Source organism: Microbacterium sp. JZ101, from assembly GCF_053903175.1.
Genome location: NZ_CP096400.1, coordinates 2,087,337 through 2,107,092, shown reverse-complemented (window position 1 = coordinate 2,107,092; position 19,756 = coordinate 2,087,337). Strand labels below are relative to the sequence as shown.

20 protein-coding genes are annotated in these 19,756 nt (G+C 71.0%); 15 read left to right on the top strand and 5 right to left on the bottom strand.

Annotated features, from left to right (window positions below):
• Positions 1–21: 21 nt before the first annotated feature.
• The 11 genes from M1D56_RS09885 (at position 22) to M1D56_RS09835 (ending at position 11,824) form a co-directional block, all read left to right on the top strand.
• Positions 22–1,653 (top strand): peptide ABC transporter substrate-binding protein, encoded by a 1,632-nt coding sequence (locus M1D56_RS09885; protein WP_271172165.1) that lies wholly within the window; start codon positions 22–24, stop codon positions 1,651–1,653.
• Between the two features lie 183 nt (positions 1,654–1,836).
• The gene (locus M1D56_RS09880) at positions 1,837–2,766 is read left to right on the top strand and encodes an ABC transporter permease (protein WP_271172164.1); all 930 of its coding nucleotides are present in this window, start codon (positions 1,837–1,839) and stop codon (positions 2,764–2,766) included.
• Positions 2,756–3,688, top strand: a complete 933-nt coding sequence (locus M1D56_RS09875; RefSeq protein ID WP_271172163.1) for an ABC transporter permease — start codon at positions 2,756–2,758, stop codon at positions 3,686–3,688. Before M1D56_RS09880 ends, M1D56_RS09875 begins: the two co-directional genes overlap by 11 nt.
• 23 nt (positions 3,689–3,711) lie before the next feature.
• Positions 3,712–5,370: an ABC transporter ATP-binding protein gene (locus M1D56_RS09870; protein ID WP_324014479.1), complete on the top strand. Its 1,659-nt coding sequence runs from the start codon at positions 3,712–3,714 to the stop codon at positions 5,368–5,370.
• The gene (locus M1D56_RS09865) at positions 5,367–5,912 is read left to right on the top strand and encodes a PH domain-containing protein (protein WP_456283431.1); all 546 of its coding nucleotides are present in this window, start codon (positions 5,367–5,369) and stop codon (positions 5,910–5,912) included. Before M1D56_RS09870 ends, M1D56_RS09865 begins: the two co-directional genes overlap by 4 nt.
• Positions 5,909–6,457: a PH domain-containing protein gene (locus M1D56_RS09860; RefSeq protein WP_456283430.1), complete on the top strand. Its 549-nt coding sequence runs from the start codon at positions 5,909–5,911 to the stop codon at positions 6,455–6,457. The genes M1D56_RS09865 and M1D56_RS09860 overlap by 4 nt, the downstream gene beginning before the upstream one ends.
• Positions 6,458–6,557: 100 nt before the next feature.
• Entirely contained in the window at positions 6,558–8,462 is a 1,905-nt protein-coding gene (typA, locus tag M1D56_RS09855; RefSeq protein ID WP_456283428.1) for a translational GTPase TypA, read from the top strand.
• Positions 8,463–8,464: 2 nt separating this feature from the next.
• A complete protein-coding gene (locus tag M1D56_RS09850; RefSeq protein WP_282978038.1) occupies positions 8,465–8,863 on the top strand; it encodes a histidinol dehydrogenase in 399 nt (132 codons plus the stop codon).
• Positions 8,864–8,910: 47 nt separating this feature from the next.
• Complete coding sequence (fdxA, locus tag M1D56_RS09845; protein ID WP_271172157.1) at positions 8,911–9,231, top strand: ferredoxin; 321 nt, start codon at positions 8,911–8,913, stop codon at positions 9,229–9,231.
• Between the two features lie 4 nt (positions 9,232–9,235).
• The gene (gene dapC / locus M1D56_RS09840; protein ID WP_271172156.1) at positions 9,236–10,348 is read left to right on the top strand and encodes a succinyldiaminopimelate transaminase; all 1,113 of its coding nucleotides are present in this window, start codon (positions 9,236–9,238) and stop codon (positions 10,346–10,348) included.
• Positions 10,349–10,528: 180 nt separating this feature from the next.
• Positions 10,529–11,824 carry a citrate synthase gene (locus M1D56_RS09835; protein WP_271172155.1) on the top strand — a complete coding sequence of 432 codons (1,296 nt, stop codon included), beginning with the start codon at positions 10,529–10,531 and terminating at the stop codon, positions 11,822–11,824.
• A gap of 66 nt (positions 11,825–11,890) precedes the next feature.
• Here the strand turns inward: M1D56_RS09835 and dapD are convergent, their stop codons facing one another.
• On the bottom strand, positions 11,891–12,844 hold the full coding sequence (dapD, locus tag M1D56_RS09830; RefSeq protein WP_456283427.1) for a 2,3,4,5-tetrahydropyridine-2,6-dicarboxylate N-succinyltransferase: 954 nt from the start codon (positions 12,842–12,844) through the stop codon (positions 11,891–11,893).
• 79 nt (positions 12,845–12,923) lie between these two features.
• On the opposite strand from dapD, the gene dapE reads away from it, so the two are divergent.
• From dapE to M1D56_RS09815, 3 genes are all read left to right on the top strand, one after another.
• The gene (dapE, locus tag M1D56_RS09825; protein ID WP_282978035.1) at positions 12,924–14,000 is read left to right on the top strand and encodes a succinyl-diaminopimelate desuccinylase; all 1,077 of its coding nucleotides are present in this window, start codon (positions 12,924–12,926) and stop codon (positions 13,998–14,000) included.
• The gene (locus M1D56_RS09820) at positions 13,982–15,223 is read left to right on the top strand and encodes a hypothetical protein (RefSeq protein WP_456283425.1); all 1,242 of its coding nucleotides are present in this window, start codon (positions 13,982–13,984) and stop codon (positions 15,221–15,223) included. The genes dapE and M1D56_RS09820 overlap by 19 nt, the downstream gene beginning before the upstream one ends.
• A 95-nt stretch (positions 15,224–15,318) precedes the next feature.
• Positions 15,319–15,489 (top strand): DUF3117 domain-containing protein, encoded by a 171-nt coding sequence (locus M1D56_RS09815; protein ID WP_156240919.1) that lies wholly within the window; start codon positions 15,319–15,321, stop codon positions 15,487–15,489.
• 77 nt (positions 15,490–15,566) lie between these two features.
• Here M1D56_RS09815 and M1D56_RS09810 read toward each other — a convergent pair whose 3' ends face one another.
• Positions 15,567–16,202: an O-methyltransferase gene (locus M1D56_RS09810; protein ID WP_324014492.1), complete on the bottom strand. Its 636-nt coding sequence runs from the start codon at positions 16,200–16,202 to the stop codon at positions 15,567–15,569.
• A 79-nt stretch (positions 16,203–16,281) separates the two neighbouring features.
• On the opposite strand from M1D56_RS09810, the gene M1D56_RS09805 reads away from it, so the two are divergent.
• Positions 16,282–16,677 (top strand): Sec-independent protein translocase family protein, encoded by a 396-nt coding sequence (locus tag M1D56_RS09805; protein ID WP_271172150.1) that lies wholly within the window; start codon positions 16,282–16,284, stop codon positions 16,675–16,677.
• A gap of 6 nt (positions 16,678–16,683) precedes the next feature.
• Here M1D56_RS09805 and M1D56_RS09800 read toward each other — a convergent pair whose 3' ends face one another.
• From M1D56_RS09800 to M1D56_RS09790, 3 genes are read right to left on the bottom strand one after another with little or no spacing between them, the layout of a single operon-like run.
• The gene (locus M1D56_RS09800) at positions 16,684–17,826 is read right to left on the bottom strand and encodes a P-loop NTPase (protein ID WP_456283423.1); all 1,143 of its coding nucleotides are present in this window, start codon (positions 17,824–17,826) and stop codon (positions 16,684–16,686) included.
• The gene (locus M1D56_RS09795) at positions 17,823–18,353 is read right to left on the bottom strand and encodes a DUF1003 domain-containing protein (RefSeq protein ID WP_416383304.1); all 531 of its coding nucleotides are present in this window, start codon (positions 18,351–18,353) and stop codon (positions 17,823–17,825) included. The genes M1D56_RS09800 and M1D56_RS09795 overlap by 4 nt, the downstream gene beginning before the upstream one ends.
• On the bottom strand, positions 18,353–19,642 hold the full coding sequence (locus M1D56_RS09790; RefSeq protein ID WP_271172148.1) for a magnesium transporter: 1,290 nt from the start codon (positions 19,640–19,642) through the stop codon (positions 18,353–18,355). Before M1D56_RS09790 ends, M1D56_RS09795 begins: the two co-directional genes overlap by 1 nt.
• Positions 19,643–19,756 lie beyond the last annotated feature (114 nt).

Below are 19,756 nucleotides of genomic sequence, written 5' to 3'. Positions count from 1 at the left end.
CCTTCCATCGGAGGAATCACTGTGAAGCGCAACAAGATCGCCCTCGCGGGGCTCGCGCTGCTCTCGGTCGGCGGCATCACGCTCGCCGGCTGCGCAAGCGGATCCGGCGACACCGGCGAGGAGACGCCGACGGACGGCGCATCGACCGCCGTCATCACGACCAACGGCTCGGAGCCTCAGAACCCGCTGCTCCCGACCCACACGAACGAGACCGGTGGCGGCAAGATCGTCGACTCGATCTTCGCGGGCCTCATCTCGTACGAGGCCGACGGCTCCGTCGTGAACGACGTCGCCGAGGAGATCACGGTCGACTCGCCCACGCAGCTCACGGTGAAGATCCGCGAGGGCCTGACGTTCACGAACGGCGAAGAGGTCACTGTCGACAACTTCATCAAGGCCTGGAACTACGGCGCGCTGCTGTCGAACGCGCAGAACGCCTCGTACTTCTTCGAGGACATCGAGGGCTTCAGCTGGGACGAGGACTCCGAGCTCACTGGCCTCGAGCAGGTCGACGACTACACGTTCACCATCACGCTCAACAAGCCTGCGGCCGACTTCGCACAGCGTCTCGGCTACTCGGCGTACTACCCGCTCCCCGACGTCGCGTTCGAGGACATGGAGGCGTTCGGCGAGAGCCCGATCGGGAACGGCCCCTACATGCTCGCCAGCGAGGACGCGTGGCAGCACGACGAGGGCATCGACCTCGTCGTCAACCCCGACTACGACGGCCCCCGCGCCGCGAAGAACGGCGGCCTGAACATCGTCTTCTACGCGACGCAGGACGCCGCCTACCAGGACCTGCTCGCGGGCAACGTCGACGTGCTCGACGCGATCCCGGACTCGGCGCTCGAGACGTTCGAGAGCGACCTGCCCGACCGCTGGGTGAACCAGCCGGCCGCGATCTTCCAGTCGCTCACGATCCCCGAGTGGCAGGAGCACTTCGCCACGGATGAGGAGGGGCGCCTCCGCCGCGCGGCGATCTCGCACGCGATCAACCGCGAGGAGATCACCGACGTCATCTTCCAGGGCACGCGCACGCCCGCGAGCGACTTCACGTCGCCCGTGATCGACGGGTGGAGCGAGTCGCTCGAGGGCGGCGAGGTCCTCGAGTACGACCCCGACCTCGCGAAGGAGCTCTGGGCGCAGGCCGACGAGATCAGCCCGTACAGCGGCGACGAGTTCACGATCTCGTACAACGCCGACGGCGGCCACCAGGCCTGGGTCGACGCGGTCGCGAACTCGATCTCGAACACGCTCGGGATCACCGCGATCGGCGAGCCGTACCCCGACTTCGCCACGTACCTCGACGCGCGCGACAACAAGCAGGTCGGCGCCTTCCGCTCCGGATGGCAGGCGGACTACCCGGGTCTGTACAACTTCCTCGGCCCGCTCTACGCCACCGGCGCCGGCTCGAACGACGGCGACTACTCGAGCGAGGAGTTCGACTCGCTGATCGCCGAGGGCATCAGCGCCACCGACCCCGAAGAGGCGAACGAGATCTTCCAGCAGGCGCAGACCGTCCTGCTGACCGATCTCCCCGCCATCCCCCTGTGGTACTCGAACGTGACCGGCGGCTGGAGCGAGACCGTCGACAACGTCGAGTTCGGCTGGAACTCGGTCCCGATCTACAGCGAGATCACCAAGGCCGAGTGACGGGAGAGCCGCAGGCTCTCTCCCCGCGAGGCGGCGACGGTCACCGTCGCCGCCTCGCCCCATGCCTCGCCCCAGCGCGCTCTCAGAAGCGCCGGGCGATGATGGGGCCCGACTCCGGCACCGAATGATCGGTGCCTTTTCCGTGACCCGACACGGATCTCTCAATCCACAGGAAGGAAGAGGATGGCCAGCTACGTCCTCAGACGGCTCCTGCAGGTGATACCGGTGTTCCTCGGCGCCACCCTGCTCATCTACTTCATGGTCTTCGCCATGCCCGGCGACCCGATCGCGGCTCTCTTCGGCGAGAAGCAGCCGCCGGACGCCGTGATCGAGAACCTGCGTCGGCAGTACATGCTCGACCAGCCGTTCATCGTGCAGTACCTCAACTACCTCGGCGGCATCCTCCGCCTCGACTTCGGCGTGACGTTCTCCGGTCAGGACGTGATGACGGTGCTCGCGCGCACGTTCCCCGTGACGCTGCGGCTCGCGGTCATGGCGGTCGCGATCGCCTTCGTGCTGTCGATCGTGGTCGGCGCCACATCGGCCCTGCTCAAGGGCGGCGTGTACGACAACCTCATGCTCGTCATCGCGCTCGTCTTCGTGGCGGTGCCGATCTTCGTGCTCTCGTTCATCGCGCAGTACTTCCTGGGCGTGCAGCTCGCGTGGTTCAAGCCGACCGTCGGCGCGAACAACGACTGGGGCGACCTCTGGCTGCCCGCGCTCGTGCTCGGCTTCAGCATCTACGCCGCGAGCATGCGCCTGACGCGCTCGTCGATGATCGAGACCCTCGGTCAGGACTGGGTCCGCACGGCCTACGGGAAGGGGCTCCCGCGACGACGCGTGATCCCCGTTCACGTGCTGCGCAACTCGCTCATCCCCATGGTGACCGACACCGCGACCCAGTTCGGCATCCTCATGGTCGGCGCGACGGTCACGGAGGGCATCTTCAACGTGCCCGGCGTCGGCAACACGCTCTTCCAGGCGATCATCCGGCACGAGACGCCCACGGTCGTCTCGTTCGTGACGATCTTCGTGGTCGTGTACGTGCTCATCAACCTGCTCGTCGACCTGCTCTACGGTCTGCTCGACCCGAGGATCCGCTATGTCAAGTAACACGCGCTTCGTCGCCCCCGTGAAGCAGACCATCGTCGTCGACGCGGTCCGCGTCGATGAGAGGAAGAGCAACCTCTGGCTCGACGCATGGCGCGACCTGCGCCGTCGCCCGTCGTTCTGGGTCGCGCTCGCGGTGAGCGCGCTCATCGTGCTCATCGCCGCCTGGCCCACCCTCTTCACGCAGACCTCGCCCTACCTCGGGTGCGAGCTCGCCAACAGCAACGGCGGCCCGACCGCCGGGCACCCGCTCGGATTCACCCGCCAGGGCTGCGACATCTGGTCGCGGCTCGTGTGGGGAACCCGGACGTCGATGGTCGTCGGTCTGCTCGCCACGATCATCGGCACCGTGATCGGCGTCATCATGGGCGCGCTCGCGGCGTTCTACGGCGGATGGCTCGACTCGCTGCTGTCGCGCATCGGCGACATCTTCTTCACGATCCCCTACATCGTCGCGGCGATCGTCGTGATGACGGTGCTCCAGGAGCAGCGCAACGAGCTCGTCCTCGCGTTCGCGATCGGCGGGTTCTCATGGGCGTCGACCGCGCGCATCATGCGCGCGGAGGTGCTCCGCGTGAAGCAGGCGGACTACGTGATGGGCTCCATCGCACTCGGCCTGTCGCGGTTCAAGACGCTTCTCGTGCACGTCCTGCCGAATGCCATGGCCCCGGTGATCGTCGTCGCGACGATCAGTCTCGGGCAGGCGATCGTCGCCGAGGCGACGCTGTCGTTCCTCGGCGTCGGCCTCGGTGGCACCACCATGTCGTGGGGCAACGACATCAGCCAGGCGCAGACCTCCATCCGCACCTCGCCGATGGCGCTGTTCTGGCCGTCGCTCGCGCTGACGATCGCGGTGCTCGCGTTCATCACGCTCGGCGAGCTGCTGCGCGACGCGCTCGACCCGAAGGCGAGGGCGCAGCGATGACCGATCTCACGAAGGGCACACCCATGACCGAGCCTCTCCTGCGCGTGCGCGGGCTGAAGGTCGCGTTCGGCACCGGAAAGAAGCAGCGCGAGGTCGTCCACGGCGTGGATCTCGACATCCACCGCGGCGAGACCGTCGCGATCGTGGGCGAGTCGGGGTCGGGCAAGTCGACGACCGCGACGGCGATCATCGACCTCCTCCCCGGCACCGGGAAGGTCACCGCGGGCTCGATCGAGCTGGAGGGCGTCGACCTCGCCAAGATCGGGCGCCGCGAGATGGAGGACATCCGCGGACGCCGCATCGGCTACGTCCCGCAGGACCCGATGTCGAACCTCAACCCGGTCTGGTCGATCGGCTTCCAGGTGAAGGAGGCGATCCGCGCGAACGGCATCGCCACCGGCCGCAAGGAGGTCGAGCAGCGCGCGATCGAGGTGCTGAAGCAGGCGGGACTCGCGGACGCCGAGCGGCGCCTGCACCAGTTCCCGCATCAGTTCTCGGGCGGCATGCGCCAGCGAGCGCTCATCGGCATCGGCCTCGCGGCCGACCCCGCGCTCCTCATCGCCGATGAGCCGACGAGCGCGCTCGACGTCACGGTGCAGCGGGTCATCCTCGACCACCTCGCCTCGCTCACGCGCGAGAAGGGGACCTCGGTCCTCTTCATCACGCACGATCTCGGCCTCGCCGCCGATCGCGCCGACACGATCGTCGTGATGAACCAGGGCGAGATCGTCGAGTCGGGGCCGAGCCGCGAGATCCTCGAGGACCCGCAGCACCCGTACACGCAGCGCCTCGTCGCCGCGGCTCCGAGCCTCGCGTCGCAGCGCATCCAGGCGAGCGTCGAGGACCGGGGCATCGAGACGACGACCCAGGTGCTGCACGCCGCGGCACCCGTCGTCGAGGTGCGCGATCTCGTGAAGGACTACCGCATCCGGCGCGGCGGCTTCCGCAGCGAGCCGTTCCGGGCCGTCGACAGCGTCTCGTTCCAGATCCCCAAGGGGAAGACGCTCGCCCTCGTCGGCGAGTCGGGATCGGGCAAGTCGACCGTCGCCAAGATGGTGCTCCAGCTCGAGCAGGCGACGAGCGGGCACATCCTCATCGACGGGGTGGACGCGACGACGCTGTCCTCGCGCGAGATCTTCTCGCTGCGCGGCCGGATGCAGCCGGTGTTCCAGGACCCATACGGGTCGCTCGACCCCCTGCGCTCGATCGGCGCGCTCATCTCCGAGCCGCTGAGCGTGCACAAGGTGGGCGACGCCGCGTCGCGCAGGGACCGCGTGTTCGAGCTGCTCGAGCAGGTCGCCCTGCCGCGCGAGCTCGCATGGCGGTACCCCAACGAGCTGTCCGGCGGCCAGCGTCAGCGTGTCGCGATCGCGCGCGCCCTCGCGCTCAAGCCCGACATCGTCGTGCTCGACGAGGCGGTCTCGGCGCTCGACGTGCTCGTGCAGGATCAGATCCTGAAGCTGCTCGCCGAGCTGCAGTCGGAGCTGGGGCTCACCTACCTGTTCATCACCCACGACCTCGCGGTCGTGCGCGTGGCGGCCGATCTCGTGTGCGTCATGGAGCACGGGCGGGTCGTCGAGCAGGGCGCCGTGGACCAGATCTTTGCCGACCCGCAGCAGGAGTACACGCGTCGCCTCCTCGACGCGATCCCCGGCCAGACCGTCGAGCTCGGCGGCCGATGACGCCTCCCGAGCAGAGGAGCCGGACGATCCGCGGCAGCGCCGGGATCGTCTGGCTCCTCGCCACGTCGGCGGTGGTCGTGTTCCTGCTGGGCGACGTCGTCGTCCGCGGGAGCGCGGTCGACGCCGTGCTCATCGCGCCCTGGCTGCTCCTGCCGGTCTGGTTCGTCTGGACGTTCCTCTTCGCGCCGAGCGTCCACGCCGACGAGGACGGCGTCGTCGTGCGCAACCCGCTGCGCACGACGCGCGCGCCCTGGAGCGCGGTGCGCGACATCGTGCTGCGCTGGCAGATCGCGTTCGTCCTCGCGGATGACCGCGACCTGCAGGCGTGGGCAGCCGCCGCGAAGCGCCCGAGCGGCAGGGCTCACACCCCGCAGCCCGCCGAGCGCGAGCTCGAGATCCTCCGGGAGCTGCGCGAGGCCGCGGCGGATGGCGCGGCGCCGGCTGACGGGGGAGAGGTGCGCACGTCCTGGAACGCGCGCGAGATCGGCCTGCTCGCGGCCATCCTCATCTGGGCAGCCGTGTCGGTCGCGGTGACCCGATGAGCGGCTCGCGCGACTCCGAGTACCGCGTCTCGTTCCGGCGCCCGTCGGGCTGGGTCGCCTTCGCGTGCGCCGCCCTGCTGACGGTGCTCCTCCTCGGCGACGCGGTCCTGCGGGGGCGGCCCTTCGACGCGCTCCTCGTGGCGCCGTGGCTCCTCGCGCTCTGCTGGGGCGTCTACGTGCTCCTCGCCGCCCCGAGCGTCACCGCGACCGACGATCTCCTTCGCGTGCGCGGCGGCCTGAGGGTGGTCGAGATCCCGTGGTCGCGCGTGCGGGCCATCCGGATGCGCTGGCAGCTCGAGATCGCGCTCGACGACGGAACGGTCGTCGCGGCGACCGGCGCGGCCAGCCGCCACCTGCACATCAACCGCCGCGAGCAGCCCGGCGACGACCAGGCCGCGACGCTCGAGCTCTTCCGGGAGCGGGCGCGGCCGACCGATCTCCCTGTCCGCCGCGGATGGCACATCCCGACGCTGCTGGTCCTCGCCGGGATCGCGGCGTGGGCGGCCTGGTCGCTCAGCGTCACGGGCGGGATCGTCACCGGCTGACCGGCCGCCTCCGAGCAGCCTGAGCGCCCGCTCGCGAGCGCGCTATAGGATGGAACGCCCCGCTTTCGGGGCGGAACCCCCACATCAGAAGGATCCCTTCATGGCGCTCGCCCACCGTTCCGATCTCCGCAACGTCGCGATCGTCGCGCACGTCGACCACGGCAAGACGACCCTCGTGGACGCCATGCTGCGCCAGACCGGCTCGTTCGGCGAGCACGCGCACGTGGAAGAGCGCGCGATGGACTCGAACGACCTCGAGCGCGAGAAGGGCATCACGATCCTCGCCAAGAACACGGCGATCACCTACAACGGGGCGCACACCGACGTGCCCGTGACGATCAACGTCATCGACACCCCGGGCCACGCCGACTTCGGCGGCGAGGTCGAGCGCGGCCTGTCGATGGTCGACGGCGTCGTCCTCCTCGTCGACGCGTCCGAGGGTCCCCTTCCGCAGACCCGCTTCGTGCTGCGGAAGGCTCTTGAGGCGAAGCTCCCCGTCATCCTCCTCGTGAACAAGACCGACCGCCCCGACGCGCGCATCGCGGCGGTCGAGGAGGAGGCGCACGACCTCCTGCTCGGGCTCGCGAGCGACCTCCAGGACGACGTCCCCGACCTCGACGTCGACGCGCTCCTCGACGTCCCGGTCGTCTACGCCTCGGGCCGTGCCGGCGCCGCGTCGCGCAACCGCCCCGCCGACGGATCGCTGCCCGACAACGCCGACCTCGAGCCGCTGTTCGAGGCGATCCTCGAGCATGTGCCGGCTCCGTCGTACGACGACGAGGCGCCCCTGCAGGCGTGGGTCACGAACCTCGACTCGTCGGCGTTCCTCGGCCGACTCGCGCTGCTGCGCGTGTTCAACGGGACCCTCAAGAAGGGCCAGACCGTCGCCTGGGTGCGTCAGGACGGCACGACGCAGAACGCGCGCATCACCGAGCTGCTCATGACGAAGGCCCTCGACCGGTACCCGGCCGAGGAGGCCGGCCCCGGCGACATCGCGGTCATCGCGGGCTTCCCCGACATCATGATCGGCGAGACGATCGCCGACCCGGAGGACGTGCGCCCGCTGCCGCAGATCACGGTCGACGAGCCCTCGATCTCGATGACCATCGGCACGAACACCTCGCCGCTCGTCGGCAAGGTCAAGGGCCACAAGCTCACCGCGCGGATGGTCAAGGACCGCCTGGACCGCGAGCTCATCGGCAACGTGTCGATCCGCGTGCTCGACATCGGCAAGCCCGACGCCTGGGAGGTGCAGGGCCGCGGCGAGCTGCAGCTCGCCATCCTCGTCGAGAACATGCGCCGCGAGGGCTTCGAGCTCACGGTCGGCAAGCCCCAGGTCGTCACGCGCAAGAGCGCGGACGGCAAGGTCGAGGAGCCCTACGAGCACCTCACGATCGACGTCCCCGAAGAGCACCTCGGCGCCGTGACGCAGCTCATGGCGAACCGCAAGGGCCGCATGGACAACATGATCAACCACGGCACCGGCTGGATCCGCATGGAGTTCATCGTGCCGTCGCGCGGCCTCATCGGCTTCCGCACCGAGTTCCTCTCGATCACCCGTGGAACCGGCATCGCCAACGCGATCTCGCACGGCTACGGCGAATGGGCCGGGCAGATCGTCGCGCGTCAGAACGGCTCGATCGTGGCCGACCGCGCGGGTGTCGCGACGCCGTTCGCGATGATCGCGCTGCAGGAGCGCATGACGTTCTTCGTCAAGCCGACCGATGAGGTGTACGAGGGCATGGTCGTGGGCGAGAACTCGCGCGCCGACGACATGGACGTGAACATCACCAAGGAGAAGAAGCTCACCAACATGCGCTCCTCCACGGCCGACTCGTTCGAGTCCATGACGCCCCCGCGTCTGCTCTCGCTCGAGGAGTCGCTCGAGTTCGCGCGCGAGGACGAGTGCGTCGAGGTGACGCCCGAGGCCGTCCGCATCCGCAAGGTGATCCTCGACGCCACCGAGCGCGCCCGCGCCGCCTCGCGCCTCAAGCGCCAGGGCTGAGCATGAGGGGCGATCGTCTCGCGCACGTCGTCACGTGGCTCGTCGCGCTCTGCGCGGGCGCGGTGTTCGGCGTCGCGAGCACGATCGCCCATTCCTTCACGTGGGGCGCCGTGCCCGTCGGGATGGTGCTGGCCGCGATCGCGTGCGGCGGGCTGCTCACGTCGTTGCGGCTCCTGACGGATGATCGGTGGTCGGCTCTCGCGGCGGGCATCGGCATGCTCGGAGCGCTCACGATCTACTCGGGGCGAGGCCCCGGCGGCTCCGTCGTCGTCCCGATGCCGGCGGAGGGGGAGTTCCCCTTCGGCTATGTGTGGACCTTCCTCCTCGCCGGGATCGTCCTCGTCGCTGTCGCGTGGCCCGACATGGCGAAGCTGCGCCGGATGGCGTCCGGCTCGGCTTAGGCTCGCCTTCCGGGCGACGGGCCTCGCGCGCGCGTAGGATTGAGGGCGTGACTTACGTGATCGCCCTTCCCTGCGTGGACGTCAAGGACCGCGCGTGCATCGATGAGTGCCCGGTCGACTGCATCTACGAGGGCGAGCGGTCGCTGTACATCCATCCGGACGAGTGCGTCGACTGCGGTGCGTGCGAGCCGGTGTGCCCGGTGGAGGCGATCTACTACGAGGACGACCTGCCCGATGAGTGGCAGGACTACTACAAGGCGAACGTGGAGTTCTTCGACGACATCGGCTCGCCCGGTGGCGCGTCGAAGGTCGGCGTGATCGAGAAGGACCACCCGCTCATCGCCGCCCTCCCGCCCCAGGGCGAGTAAGCGGATGGGCGTCCGCGACCTCGACGACTACCCCTGGGACGCCGTGGTCCCGTATCGTGAGCGGGCTGCCGCTCACCCCGACGGGCTCGTCGACCTCTCGATCGGCTCGCCCGTCGACCCGACCCCCGCGATCGTCCGCGACGCGCTCGCGGAGGCCACCGATGCGCACGCGTACCCGCAGACCGTGGGCACCCCCGCGCTGCGCGAGGCGATCGTCGAGTGGTACGCGCGCCGCCGCGGCGTGCCCGACCTCGCACCCCGCAACGTCCTGCCGACGATCGGGTCGAAGGAGCTCGTGGCGCTCCTGCCGACGCTGCTCGGCCTCGGCGAGGGCGACATCGTCGTGCATCCGCGCGCCGCGTACCCGACGTACGAGGTCGGCGCGCGCGTCGCGAACGCGACGCCGGTCGCCGTCGACGACCCCGCCGAATGGCCGGAGGGCGCGAAGCTCATCTGGATCAACACCCCGGGCAACCCCGACGGGCGCACGTGGACCGTGGACGAGCTCGCGGCCGCCGTGCGCCGCGCCCGCGAGATCGGCGCCGTGCTCGCGAGCGACGAGTGCTACGCCGAGCTCGGCTGGGACGGCCCGTGGGCGAGCGAGCCCGTGCCGTCGGTCCTCGACCCCCGGGTCACGGGCGGCAGCCGCGCCGGTCTGCTCAGCGTGTACTCGCTGAGCAAGCAGTCGAACCTCGCCGGCTACCGCGCGGCCTTCATCGCCGGGTGCGGGCGCATCGTGGGCGAGCTCCTCACCGCGCGCAAGCACCTCGGGCTGATGCCGCCCGCGCCCGTGCAGCACGCGATGGCCGTCGCGCTCCGCGACGACGCGCACGTCGAGGAGCAGAAGGCGCGCTACCGCTCCCGTCGCGACATCCTCCGCCCCGCCGTCGAGGCGGCCGGCTTCCGGATCGACCGCAGCGAGGCCGGGCTCTACCTCTGGGCGACCGAGGGGCGCGACGCGTGGGAGTCGATCGGCCGGCTCGCGGATCTCGGCATCCTCGCGGGCCCCGGCGTCTTCTACGGCCCGCACTTCCCGCAGCACGTGCGGTTCTCGCTCACGGCGAGCGACGAGCGCATCGCCGCCGCGGCGCATCGTCTCGCGGGCGCGTCTTCGTAGGAATCCTCCACGCATCGCCCGGCCGTTTGGGAGTTTTCACAGGTAGGCGGGACGACCGATAGGCTGTAGAAGCACAGGGCTCGCGCACTCGACCGGGCATGTGCCGTGCCGCCTGACCGGCGGCCGACCGAGATCCAAGGCGACCGAAGAAGTCGCGAAGACGATCCGCCAGGAGGCGCTGTGAGCGACGCGGGAATCCCGGCCGACAAGGCCACCCTCACGATCGGTGACAAGACGGCGGAGTTCCCGGTCCTGCAGGGCAGGTCCGGACTCCCGAGCATCGACATCTCGACGCTCATGCGTCAGACGGGACACACGACCCTCGACTACGGGTTCGTCAACACCGCCTCGACCGCGTCTGCCATCACGTACATCGACGGAGACCAGGGGATCCTGCGCTACCGGGGCTACCCGATCGAGCAGATCGCGAAGAACTCGAGCTTCCTCGAGGTGGCCTGGCTGCTCATCTACGGCGAGCTGCCCTCGGCGTCCGAGCTGGCCGACTTCGACGACCGCATCCGCCGTCACACGCTCCTCCACGAGGACCTCAAGCGCTTCTTCTCGGCGCTGCCCGACGGCGCCCACCCGATGGCCGTCCTCTCGTCGGCGGTCTCGGCCCTCTCGACCTACTACGAGCACCAGTCCGACCCGGCGAACCCCGAGCACGTCGAGCTCAACATCATCCGCCTGCTCGCGAAGCTCCCCGTCATCGCGGCCTACGCGCACAAGAAGTCGATCGGGCAGGCGTTCCTGTACCCGGACAACTCGCTGAGCTTCGTCGACAACTTCCTCCGTCTGAACTTCGGCGTCATGAGCGAGCCGTACGAGGTGAACCCGGTCATGTCGCGGGCTCTCGAGCGCCTCCTCATCCTGCACGAGGACCACGAGCAGAACGCGTCGACGTCGACCGTGCGCCTGGTCGGCTCGACGGGCGCCGACCAGTTCGCGTCGGTGTCGGCCGGCATCCACGCCCTCTCGGGGCCGCTCCACGGCGGCGCGAACGAGGCCGTGCTCAAGATGCTCGCGCAGATCCGCGACTCCGGTCAGAGCGTGCAGCGCTTCGTCGAGCGCGTCAAGAACAAGGAAGACGGCGTGAAGCTCATGGGCTTCGGTCACCGCGTCTACAAGAACTACGACCCGCGCGCGAAGCTCGTCAAGGAGTCGGCGGACGAGGTCCTCACGGCGCTGGGCGTGACCGATCCGCTCCTCGACCTCGCGAAGGAGCTCGAGGAGATCGCCCTCAACGACGACTACTTCAAGGAGCGCCGCCTCTACCCGAACGTCGACTTCTACACCGGCGTCATCTACAAGGCGATGGGCTTCCCGACGCGGATGTTCACGGTGCTGTTCGCGATCGGGCGCCTGCCGGGCTGGCTCGCCCACTGGCGCGAGCTCACGCTCGACCCGAAGACGAAGATCGGCCGCCCCCAGCAGCTCTTCACGGGCTCGCCCGAGCGGCAGTACCCGACCGCGTAGCGGAACGCGAAGAGGGCCGGACGTCGTGCGACGTCCGGCCCTCTTCGCGTTCCGGCGAGGCCCCGCTCAGGCGTGCAGGGCCTCGTTGAGCGTCACGCCGACGCCCTTGCGACGTCGGGCCTCGATCGCCCCGGTCGTCGAGTTCCGGAGGAAGAGGATGCCGTCGGCTCCGTGCAGCGTCGCGGCCTTCACGACACGGGGCGTGCCGTCGGCGGTGGGCGGCTCGTCGACGAGCAGCACCTTCGTGCCCGCCGTGACGTAGAGGCCCGCCTCGACGACGCAGTCGTCGCCGAGCGAGATGCCGATGCCGGCGTTCGCGCCGAGCAGCGTGCGCCGGCCGATCGACACGCGGTGCGTGCCGCCGCCCGACAGCGTCCCCATGATCGAGGAGCCGCCGCCGACGTCGCTGCCGTCGCCGACCACGACACCCTGGGAGATGCGGCCCTCCACCATCGAGGCGCCGAGCGTGCCGGCGTTGAAGTTCACGAATCCCTCGTGCATCACCGTCGTCCCCGGCGACAGGTGCGCCCCGAGGCGCACGCGCGAGGTGTCCGCGATGCGCACGCCGGGCGGGAGGACGTAGTCGGTCAGACGCGGGAACTTGTCGAGGGACTGCACCTGGATGGCCGCGCGCTGGAGCGCGGGACGCAGCCGGGTGAGGTCGTCCGGATGCATGGGGCCTGCGGTCGTCCATGCGACGTTCGGGAGGTGCGCGAAGATCCCGTCGAGGTTCAGCTCGTTGGGCTTCACGAGGCGGTGAGAGAGGGCGTGCAGGCGGAGGTACGCGTCCGATGTGGACGCGGGCGCCTCGTCGAGGTCGATCTCGACGCGCACGGCGTCGACGGTCACGTTGCGGCGCTCGTCGGGGCCCGCCGAGGCGGCCACGCGCTCGAGGGCGGTCGCGACCGCGGCCTCGTCGGCCGCGCCCGTGCCCAGCTCGCCGTACCAGGTGTCCAGAACCGTGCCATCGCCGGCGGTGGTCGCGAGGCCGACGCCCCAGACCTTTCGTTCATCGCTCATGCACACCAGGCTATCGGGCGAGCGGGACCGGCCTCCCCGGACGGAGGGCCGCGCGGACGCGCTCGATAGACTCGACGGCATGCCGACGCTCGACCTGTCCCTGTCCGCCGCCGACATCACCCGCGCGATCTGCGACATCCCGAGCGTCTCCGACGACGAGCGCATGCTCGCCGACGCGATCGAGGCGGCCATCCGCCCGCTCCCGCACCTCGAGGTGCATCGCGACGGCGACACGATCGTCGCGCGCACGGCGCTCGGGCGCGCGCAGCGCGTCGTGATCGCGGGCCACATCGACACCGTCCCGCTCAACGGCAACCTCCCCACGCGCGACATCGAGATCGACGGCGAGCCCTTCATCTGGGGGCGGGGAACGGTGGACATGAAGGCGGGCACGGCGGTGCAGCTGAAGCTCGCCGCCGAGCTGTCGGACCCGGTCGTCGACATCACGTGGATCTGGTACGACCACGAGGAGGTGGAGGCGTCGCGCAGCGGGCTCACGCGCCTCGCCGCGACTCGGCCCGATCTCTTCGAGGGCGACTTCGCGATCCTCGGAGAGCCGTCCAACGGGCAGGTGGAGGGCGGCTGCAACGGGACGCTCCGGGCGGTCGTCCGCACGCACGGCCGGCGCTCGCACTCCGCACGCGCGTGGATGGGCGTCAACGCGATCCACGCCGCGGCGCCCGTGCTCGCCCGCCTCGCGGCGTACGAGCCCCAGGAGATCGTCGTCGACGGCCTCGCCTACCGCGAGGGCCTGAACGCGGTGCGGGTCTCGGGCGGAGTCGCGGGCAACGTCATCCCCGACCTGTGCGAGGTCGAGGTCAACTTCCGGTTCGCGCCGAGCCGATCCGCCGCCGAGGCCGCCGATCACGTGCGCGAGGTCTTCGACGGCTTCGAGGTCGAGGTGACCGACCTCGCGCAGGGCGCGCGCCCCGGGCTCGACTCGCCGATCGCCCAGGACTTCGTGCGGGCGGTGGGCGCGGTCCCGCAGCCGAAGTACGGATGGACCGACGTGGCTCGCTTCTCGGCGCTCGGGGTTCCTGCGGTCAACTACGGGCCGGGCGACCCGAGCCTCGCGCACCACGACGAGGAGCGCGTCGCGGTCGCCCAGATCGAGAGCTGCGAGCGGAGCCTGCGCGCATGGCTCACGGCGGGGTGACCGAGACCGCACCCGCGGCAGGCTGGCGCGCATGGCCCGCACCCGCGCGGGTGGCCGCGGTCTATCTCGCGGCGCGGCTCGTGACGACGGCGCTCATGCTGCTGACGGCGCAGCAGTCGCCGTCCTCCTCGCGGCACGGGCCCGACCCGACGCTCGTCGACTACATCCTCGGATGGGACGCCCAGTGGTACTGGACGGTCGCCGTGAGCGGCTACCCGGCGGAGCTGCCGCTCACCGAGACCGGCGAGGTCGCGCAGAACGCGTGGGCGTTCATGCCGGTCTACGCCCACCTCGCGCGCCTGGCCGGCAACGTCTTCGGGGCGGGAGCCTGGTGGGTGGGCGCCCTCCTCGTCTCGCTCGCCGCGGGATACGGCGCGTGCGTCGCGCTCCACGCGCTCCTCAGGGAGCGCCTCGACGAGGACCAGGCGATGTGGGGCGTCGTCCTGCTCGCCTCCGGCCCGCTCGCCGCGCTGTTCCAGGTCGGCTACGCCGAGTCGCTGTTCCTCCTGCTCCTCATCGCCTCGCTGCTGTGCGTCGTCCGGCGGCAGTGGCGCGGCCTGTACCTGCTCGTGCCGCTGATGGGGTTCACGCGCCCCGGCGTCCTCGCCTTCGCGCTGTTCCTCGGCCTCTACGGCCTCTGGCGACTCGCGCCCGAGCGGCGGCGCACGCTCGGGGGACCGACGCGCTGGGAGGTCGTGCACATCATCGCCCTGGGGGCGATCGCGACCGCGGTCGGCTTCTCCTGGCAGCACATCGCGGGCGTCGTGACGGGCGACCCGGGCGCGTACCTCGCGACCGAGCTCGCGTGGCGACGGTCGTGGACGGGGGACTCCGGCGGGTTCATCCCGTTCGAGGGGTGGCCGCAGGCCGCGGCCGTGTGGGCGGGCATCTGGGGGATCCCGGCCTGGGCCGGCTACGCCCTGCTCGTCGTCCTCGTCGTGGGCGCCGTCGCGGCCATCCTGCTCGCGCCGCAGGCGCGCCGCGCGGGCGGCGAGCTGCAGCTGTGGGCGCTCAGCTACCTCGTCTACCTCCTCGCGGTGTTCTTCCCGCAGTCGAGCGTCTTCCGCCTGCTCCTGCCGCTTGCACCGCTCGCCTGCGCGGCGCTGGCGGTTCCGCGCGGCCGCGGGTACCGGTTCGCCTCCCTCGCGCTCTGCCTCGCGGGGCAGTGGGCCTGGATCCACGGCATGTACGGCCTCGGGAACACCTTCTGGCTCATCCCGTGACGCGATCTGCGCGCGACATCGCGCGTCTCGCGTGTCGGTGGGCGTGCAGTCGACCGATAAACTGGACATCTGACCACAACGGAAAGGATGCCGCGATGGCAGCGATGAAGCCGAGAACCGGAGACGGACCCATGGAGGCCGTGAAGGAGGGGCGCCTCATCATCGTGCGCGTGCCGCTCGAGGGGGGCGGGCGCCTGGTCGTCTCCGTCAATGACGAGGAGGCTCGGGAGCTGTACGGCGTCCTGGGCGACGTCGTGAACGCCTAGCGATCACGACCGTCACAGAGCGGATGGTCGGAGTCGGTAACGACTCCGGCCATCCGCTCTTCTCATGTGCGGACGCGTCAGAGGCGCGGTGAGACGTGCAGCTGCAGGAGGCCCTCGTTCACGGTCGAGAGGGCGGCGATCACGGCATTCGACGCCTGCGTCTCCTGGAGGAGCGTGCGGTACGTGCGCGTGATCTCGTCGCGCTGCACGGGGTCGGCGACCCTGCCGCCGTGGAGCACGCGCGGCACGAGCACGGTCCCGCCCGGTCGGGCGAGGCGCAGGCCGTGCTCGACGTAGTCGATGACGCCCTTCGCGTCGGCGTCGATGAGGACGATGTCGTATGCCGCATCGTTCATACGGGGCAGGACATCGGCCGCCCGCCCCGTGATGAGGCGCGTGCGGGCGACGGGGAGCCGCGCGCTCTGGAAGGCGGTGCGCGCCGCGGAGAGGTGCTCGGGCTCGCTGTCGATCGTGGTCAGGGTCGCGTGCGGGGCGCCGTGCAGGAGCCACAGGGCGGACACGCCGGCCCCGGTGCCGATCTCGATGATCGACCGGGCGCCCGTGGCGGCCGCGATGACGGCGCACTGCGCTCCGATCGACGGACTGATCGGAGCGGCGCCGAGCTCGAGGGCGTGCTGACGGGCGCGAGCGATGTGATCGGGTTCGACGACGGTCTCTCGGGCGAAGCGCGCGACGGCGTCCAGTTCGCTCATGGGTTCCTCCTGACGATCTCTCCAGCCTAAGCCGCCGCCCCTGCCGGGACCGCACGACGAGGCCCGGTACCCTGAGATCATGTTCTTCGGCCTGACGATCGAGAAGGTGATGCTGATCGGCGTCATCGCGGCGCTCATCATCGGGCCCGAGCGCCTTCCGCGCTACGCCGAGACCCTCGCGCAGTTCACGCGCCGCACCCGCGAGTGGGTGCAGGGGGCGCGCACGCGCATGAAGGAGGAGATGGGCGACGAGCTCGACGACGTCGACTGGCGCAAGCTCGACCCGCGGCAGTACGACCCGCGCCGGATCATCCGCGAGGCCCTCCTCGAGGACGCGCCCGTCGCGCCGGCGTCACCCGCACCATCCGCGTCGTCGGCTCCGCAGGCGCCCGTCCGGCAGCCGCGGACGACGCCGCTCGCGCGCCGCACCTTCACGGCGGAGACGCCGCCCCCGTTCGACTCCGAGGCGACCTGACCCGCGTCAGGCGAGCGAGACCGGCAGCTTCCGCCCCGCGAGGCGGCGCGGCTCGGCCGCGAGGCGGGCAGCGACCTCTGCGATCGCGAGCGCCGCGGGATCCTCGGGGTGCGACACCACGACCGGGTCGCCGGCATCGCCGCCCGCGCGCAGGGCGGGGCTGAGCGGCACCGACGCGAGCAGCGGCACCTCGTGCCCATCTGCCGACAGCGCCGCGGCCACCGCGGCGCCGCCGCCTTCGCCGAAGAGCGCGAGCGACGTTCCGTCGGGCAGGGTCAGGGCGGCCATGTTCTCGATCACGCCGATGACCCGCTGCCCGGTCTGCCGTGCGACGAGGCCGCTGCGCACGGCGACGTCGGAGGCCGCGGCCTGCGGCGTCGTCACGACGAGGACGTCGGCGTGGGGGAGCAGCTGGCCCACCGAGATCGCGATGTCGCCCGTGCCGGGCGGCATGTCGATGAGGAGGACGTCGAGGTCGCCGAAGAACACGTCGGTGAGGAACTGCTGCACCGTGCGGTGGAGCATGGGCCCGCGCCACGCGACGACCTCCTCGCCGCTGCGCAGGAACATCCCGATCGAGATCGCCTTCACGCCGTGCGCAACGGGCGGCAGGATGAGGTCGCCCACCTGGGTGGGGGACGGCGCGACGCCGCCCTCGACGAGCCCCAGGAGCGCGGGGATCGAGAAGCCGTGCACGTCGGCGTCGATCAGGCCGACCTTGAGCCCGCGGGCGGCGAGAGCCACCGCGAGGTTCGCCGTGACGGTCGACTTGCCGACGCCGCCCTTGCCGCTCGTCACGGCGATCACGCGCGTGAGCGAGTCGGGGCCGAACGGCATGACGCGGGCCGCTCCGCCGCGCAGGCGCTCCGTGAGGGCCTTGCGCTGGGCGGGCGACATCACGCCGATCTCGAGCACGATGGCGGCGCCCTGCGCTGCGCTCTCGGCCGCCCGCCGCACGTCGCGCTCGATGCGGTCGGCCGCGGGGCATCCGACGATCGTGAGGTCGATCTCGACGCGCACGGCATCGCCGTCGGCACGCACGTCGCGCACCATGTCGAGGTCGGCGAGCGGCCGCCGCAGCTCGGGGTCGCTGACGGCGCCGACGGCCGAGCGGACCGCGTCGACGACCTCGGTGGGCAGGCCGGTCATGCGTCGCCCGCCGTCGCTCGCGGTTCGCCGCCGCGCTCGGCGTCGCGCTCGTCGAGGCGCTCGAGCAGGGCCCGCAGCTCCTCGCGCAGGGCGTCGCGGGAGACGATCCGCTCCTCGACCTCGGTCAGCGCCATCCGGAGTGCGACGATCTCGCGTGCGAGGTACTCGGTGTCGGCGAGGTTTCGCTCGGCGCGCTGGCGGTCCTGCTCCATCGCGACGCGGTCGCGGTCGTCCTGGCGGTTCTGCGCGAGGAGGATGAGCGGGGCCGCGTACGAGGCCTGCAGCGACAGCATGAGGGTGAGCGCCGTGAACCCGAGGGCGGCGGAGTCGAAGCGCCACTGCTCGGGCATGAGCGAGTTCCACGCCATCCACGCGACGCAGAACAGCGTGAGCCCGATCAGGAACCAGGGCGTCCCCATGGCACGGGCGATCCACTCGGTCGCGCGCCCGAACCGGTCGCGATCGCGCGCCCCGCCCGCGGTGTCCATCCGCGGCCGCCGCCCGCGCAGCTCCGAGGCGCGGGCCATCATCCGCGCACCGTCCGGATCGCGCCCGTCGTGGGATCGCGCGGGATCTCCTCATCCGCGTCCTGCGAGCGCCAGTCCTCCGGGAGCAGGTAGTCGAGCACGTCGTCGATCGTCACGGCGCCGACGAGACGGTGCGCCGCGTCGGTCACGGGCAGGGCGACGAGGTCGTAGCTCGCGAGCCGGCGCGCCACCTCCGAGGCCGAGCCCGTCACGGGGACCGGCTCGATGGTCTCGTCGATGATCGCGCCGATCCGCTCGTGGGGCGGGTAGCGCAGCATGCGCTGGAAGTGCACGGCGCCGAGGAAGCGGCCCGTGGGCGTCTCGTAGGGCGGCAGCGTCACGTACACGCTCGCGGCGAGGGCGGGATGCAGCTCGTGCCGGCGGATGAGCGCGAGCGCCTCCGCGATCGTCGCGTCGGCGGGGAGGATGATCGGCTCGGTGGTCATCAGGCCGCCCGCCGTGTCGGCGCCGTAGCGGAGGAGCATGCGGACGTCCTCGGCCTCCTCGGGCTCCATGAGGTCGAGGAGCTCCTCGCTGCGCTGCGGCGCGAGCTCGGCGAGGAGGTCGGCGGCGTCGTCGGGATCCATCGCGTCGAGGACGTCCGCCGCTCGCTCGTCGCCCAGGCGCTCGAGGATGTGGACCTGGTCCTCTTCGGGCATCTCCTCGAGGGCGTCGGCGAGGCGGTCGTCGGAGAGCTCGCCGGCGACCTGGATCATCCGCTCCTCCGGGAGGTCGAGGAGCGTGTTCGCGAGGTCGGCCGCGCGCAGTTCGGCGTAGCTCGCGGCGAGGTGCTCGGCCGACTGCGCCTCGCCAGGAGCGCGGTGCTCGCGCACCTGGCTCCAGGTCGCGAACGTCGTCGGACCCTTCGCGAAGGGGGAGGCGCTCGTCTTCGGCTTGCGGAGGAACAGCTGCCCGACGGCCCACTCGCCGATGCGGTTCGGCTCGATCGCGACGTCCTCGATCACGGCCGACCCGGAGCCGTCCTTGAAGTCGACGCGGCGCCCGACGAGCTCGGCCATGACGCGCACCTCGTCGGCGCGGGGCTGGAAGCGGCGCACGTTGATGAGACCGGTCGTGATGACCTGGCCCTGGGCGATCGAGGTGATGCGTCCGATCGCGACGAACACGTGGCGACGGCCCGGGATCTCGCAGACGAGGCCGATGACGCGCGGGGCCGCGGTACTTCGGTACACGACGACGACGTCACGGACCCTGCCGAGACGGTCGCCCGTGGGGTCGAACACGGGGCAGCCGGCCAGGCGCGCCACGAAAACCCTCTGCGTACTCACCCACCCAGCGTAATGCGCGCGCTCCTCCCGCGACGCGGGCGTCACGCGATGTTCAGGGGAGCCGCGCCCTCACAGGCGGCGCATCGCCAGGGCACAGGCTGAGGCGCGCGGCCG

What these genes read in the sequence shown, in the direction of transcription:
- M1D56_RS09880 (WP_271172164.1), top strand. Translation starts at nt 1,837, where the DNA reads ATGGCCAGCTACGTCCTCAGACGGCTCCTGCAGGTGATACCGGTGTTC.
- M1D56_RS09875 (WP_271172163.1), top strand. Translation starts at nt 2,756, where the DNA reads ATGTCAAGTAACACGCGCTTCGTCGCCCCCGTGAAGCAGACCATCGTC.
- M1D56_RS09870 (WP_324014479.1), top strand. Translation starts at nt 3,712, where the DNA reads ATGACCGAGCCTCTCCTGCGCGTGCGCGGGCTGAAGGTCGCGTTCGGC.
- M1D56_RS09865 (WP_456283431.1), top strand. Translation starts at nt 5,367, where the DNA reads ATGACGCCTCCCGAGCAGAGGAGCCGGACGATCCGCGGCAGCGCCGGG.
- M1D56_RS09860 (WP_456283430.1), top strand. Translation starts at nt 5,909, where the DNA reads ATGAGCGGCTCGCGCGACTCCGAGTACCGCGTCTCGTTCCGGCGCCCG.
- typA (WP_456283428.1), top strand. Translation starts at nt 6,558, where the DNA reads ATGGCGCTCGCCCACCGTTCCGATCTCCGCAACGTCGCGATCGTCGCG.
- M1D56_RS09850 (WP_282978038.1), top strand. Translation starts at nt 8,465, where the DNA reads ATGAGGGGCGATCGTCTCGCGCACGTCGTCACGTGGCTCGTCGCGCTC.
- dapC (WP_271172156.1), top strand. Translation starts at nt 9,236, where the DNA reads ATGGGCGTCCGCGACCTCGACGACTACCCCTGGGACGCCGTGGTCCCG.
- dapD (WP_456283427.1), bottom strand. Translation starts at nt 12,844, where the DNA reads ATGAGCGATGAACGAAAGGTCTGGGGCGTCGGCCTCGCGACCACCGCC.
- dapE (WP_282978035.1), top strand. Translation starts at nt 12,924, where the DNA reads ATGCCGACGCTCGACCTGTCCCTGTCCGCCGCCGACATCACCCGCGCG.
- M1D56_RS09820 (WP_456283425.1), top strand. Translation starts at nt 13,982, where the DNA reads ATGGCTCACGGCGGGGTGACCGAGACCGCACCCGCGGCAGGCTGGCGC.
- M1D56_RS09815 (WP_156240919.1), top strand. Translation starts at nt 15,319, where the DNA reads ATGGCAGCGATGAAGCCGAGAACCGGAGACGGACCCATGGAGGCCGTG.
- M1D56_RS09810 (WP_324014492.1), bottom strand. Translation starts at nt 16,202, where the DNA reads ATGAGCGAACTGGACGCCGTCGCGCGCTTCGCCCGAGAGACCGTCGTC.
- M1D56_RS09805 (WP_271172150.1), top strand. Translation starts at nt 16,282, where the DNA reads ATGTTCTTCGGCCTGACGATCGAGAAGGTGATGCTGATCGGCGTCATC.
- M1D56_RS09800 (WP_456283423.1), bottom strand. Translation starts at nt 17,826, where the DNA reads ATGACCGGCCTGCCCACCGAGGTCGTCGACGCGGTCCGCTCGGCCGTC.
- M1D56_RS09795 (WP_416383304.1), bottom strand. Translation starts at nt 18,353, where the DNA reads ATGGCCCGCGCCTCGGAGCTGCGCGGGCGGCGGCCGCGGATGGACACC.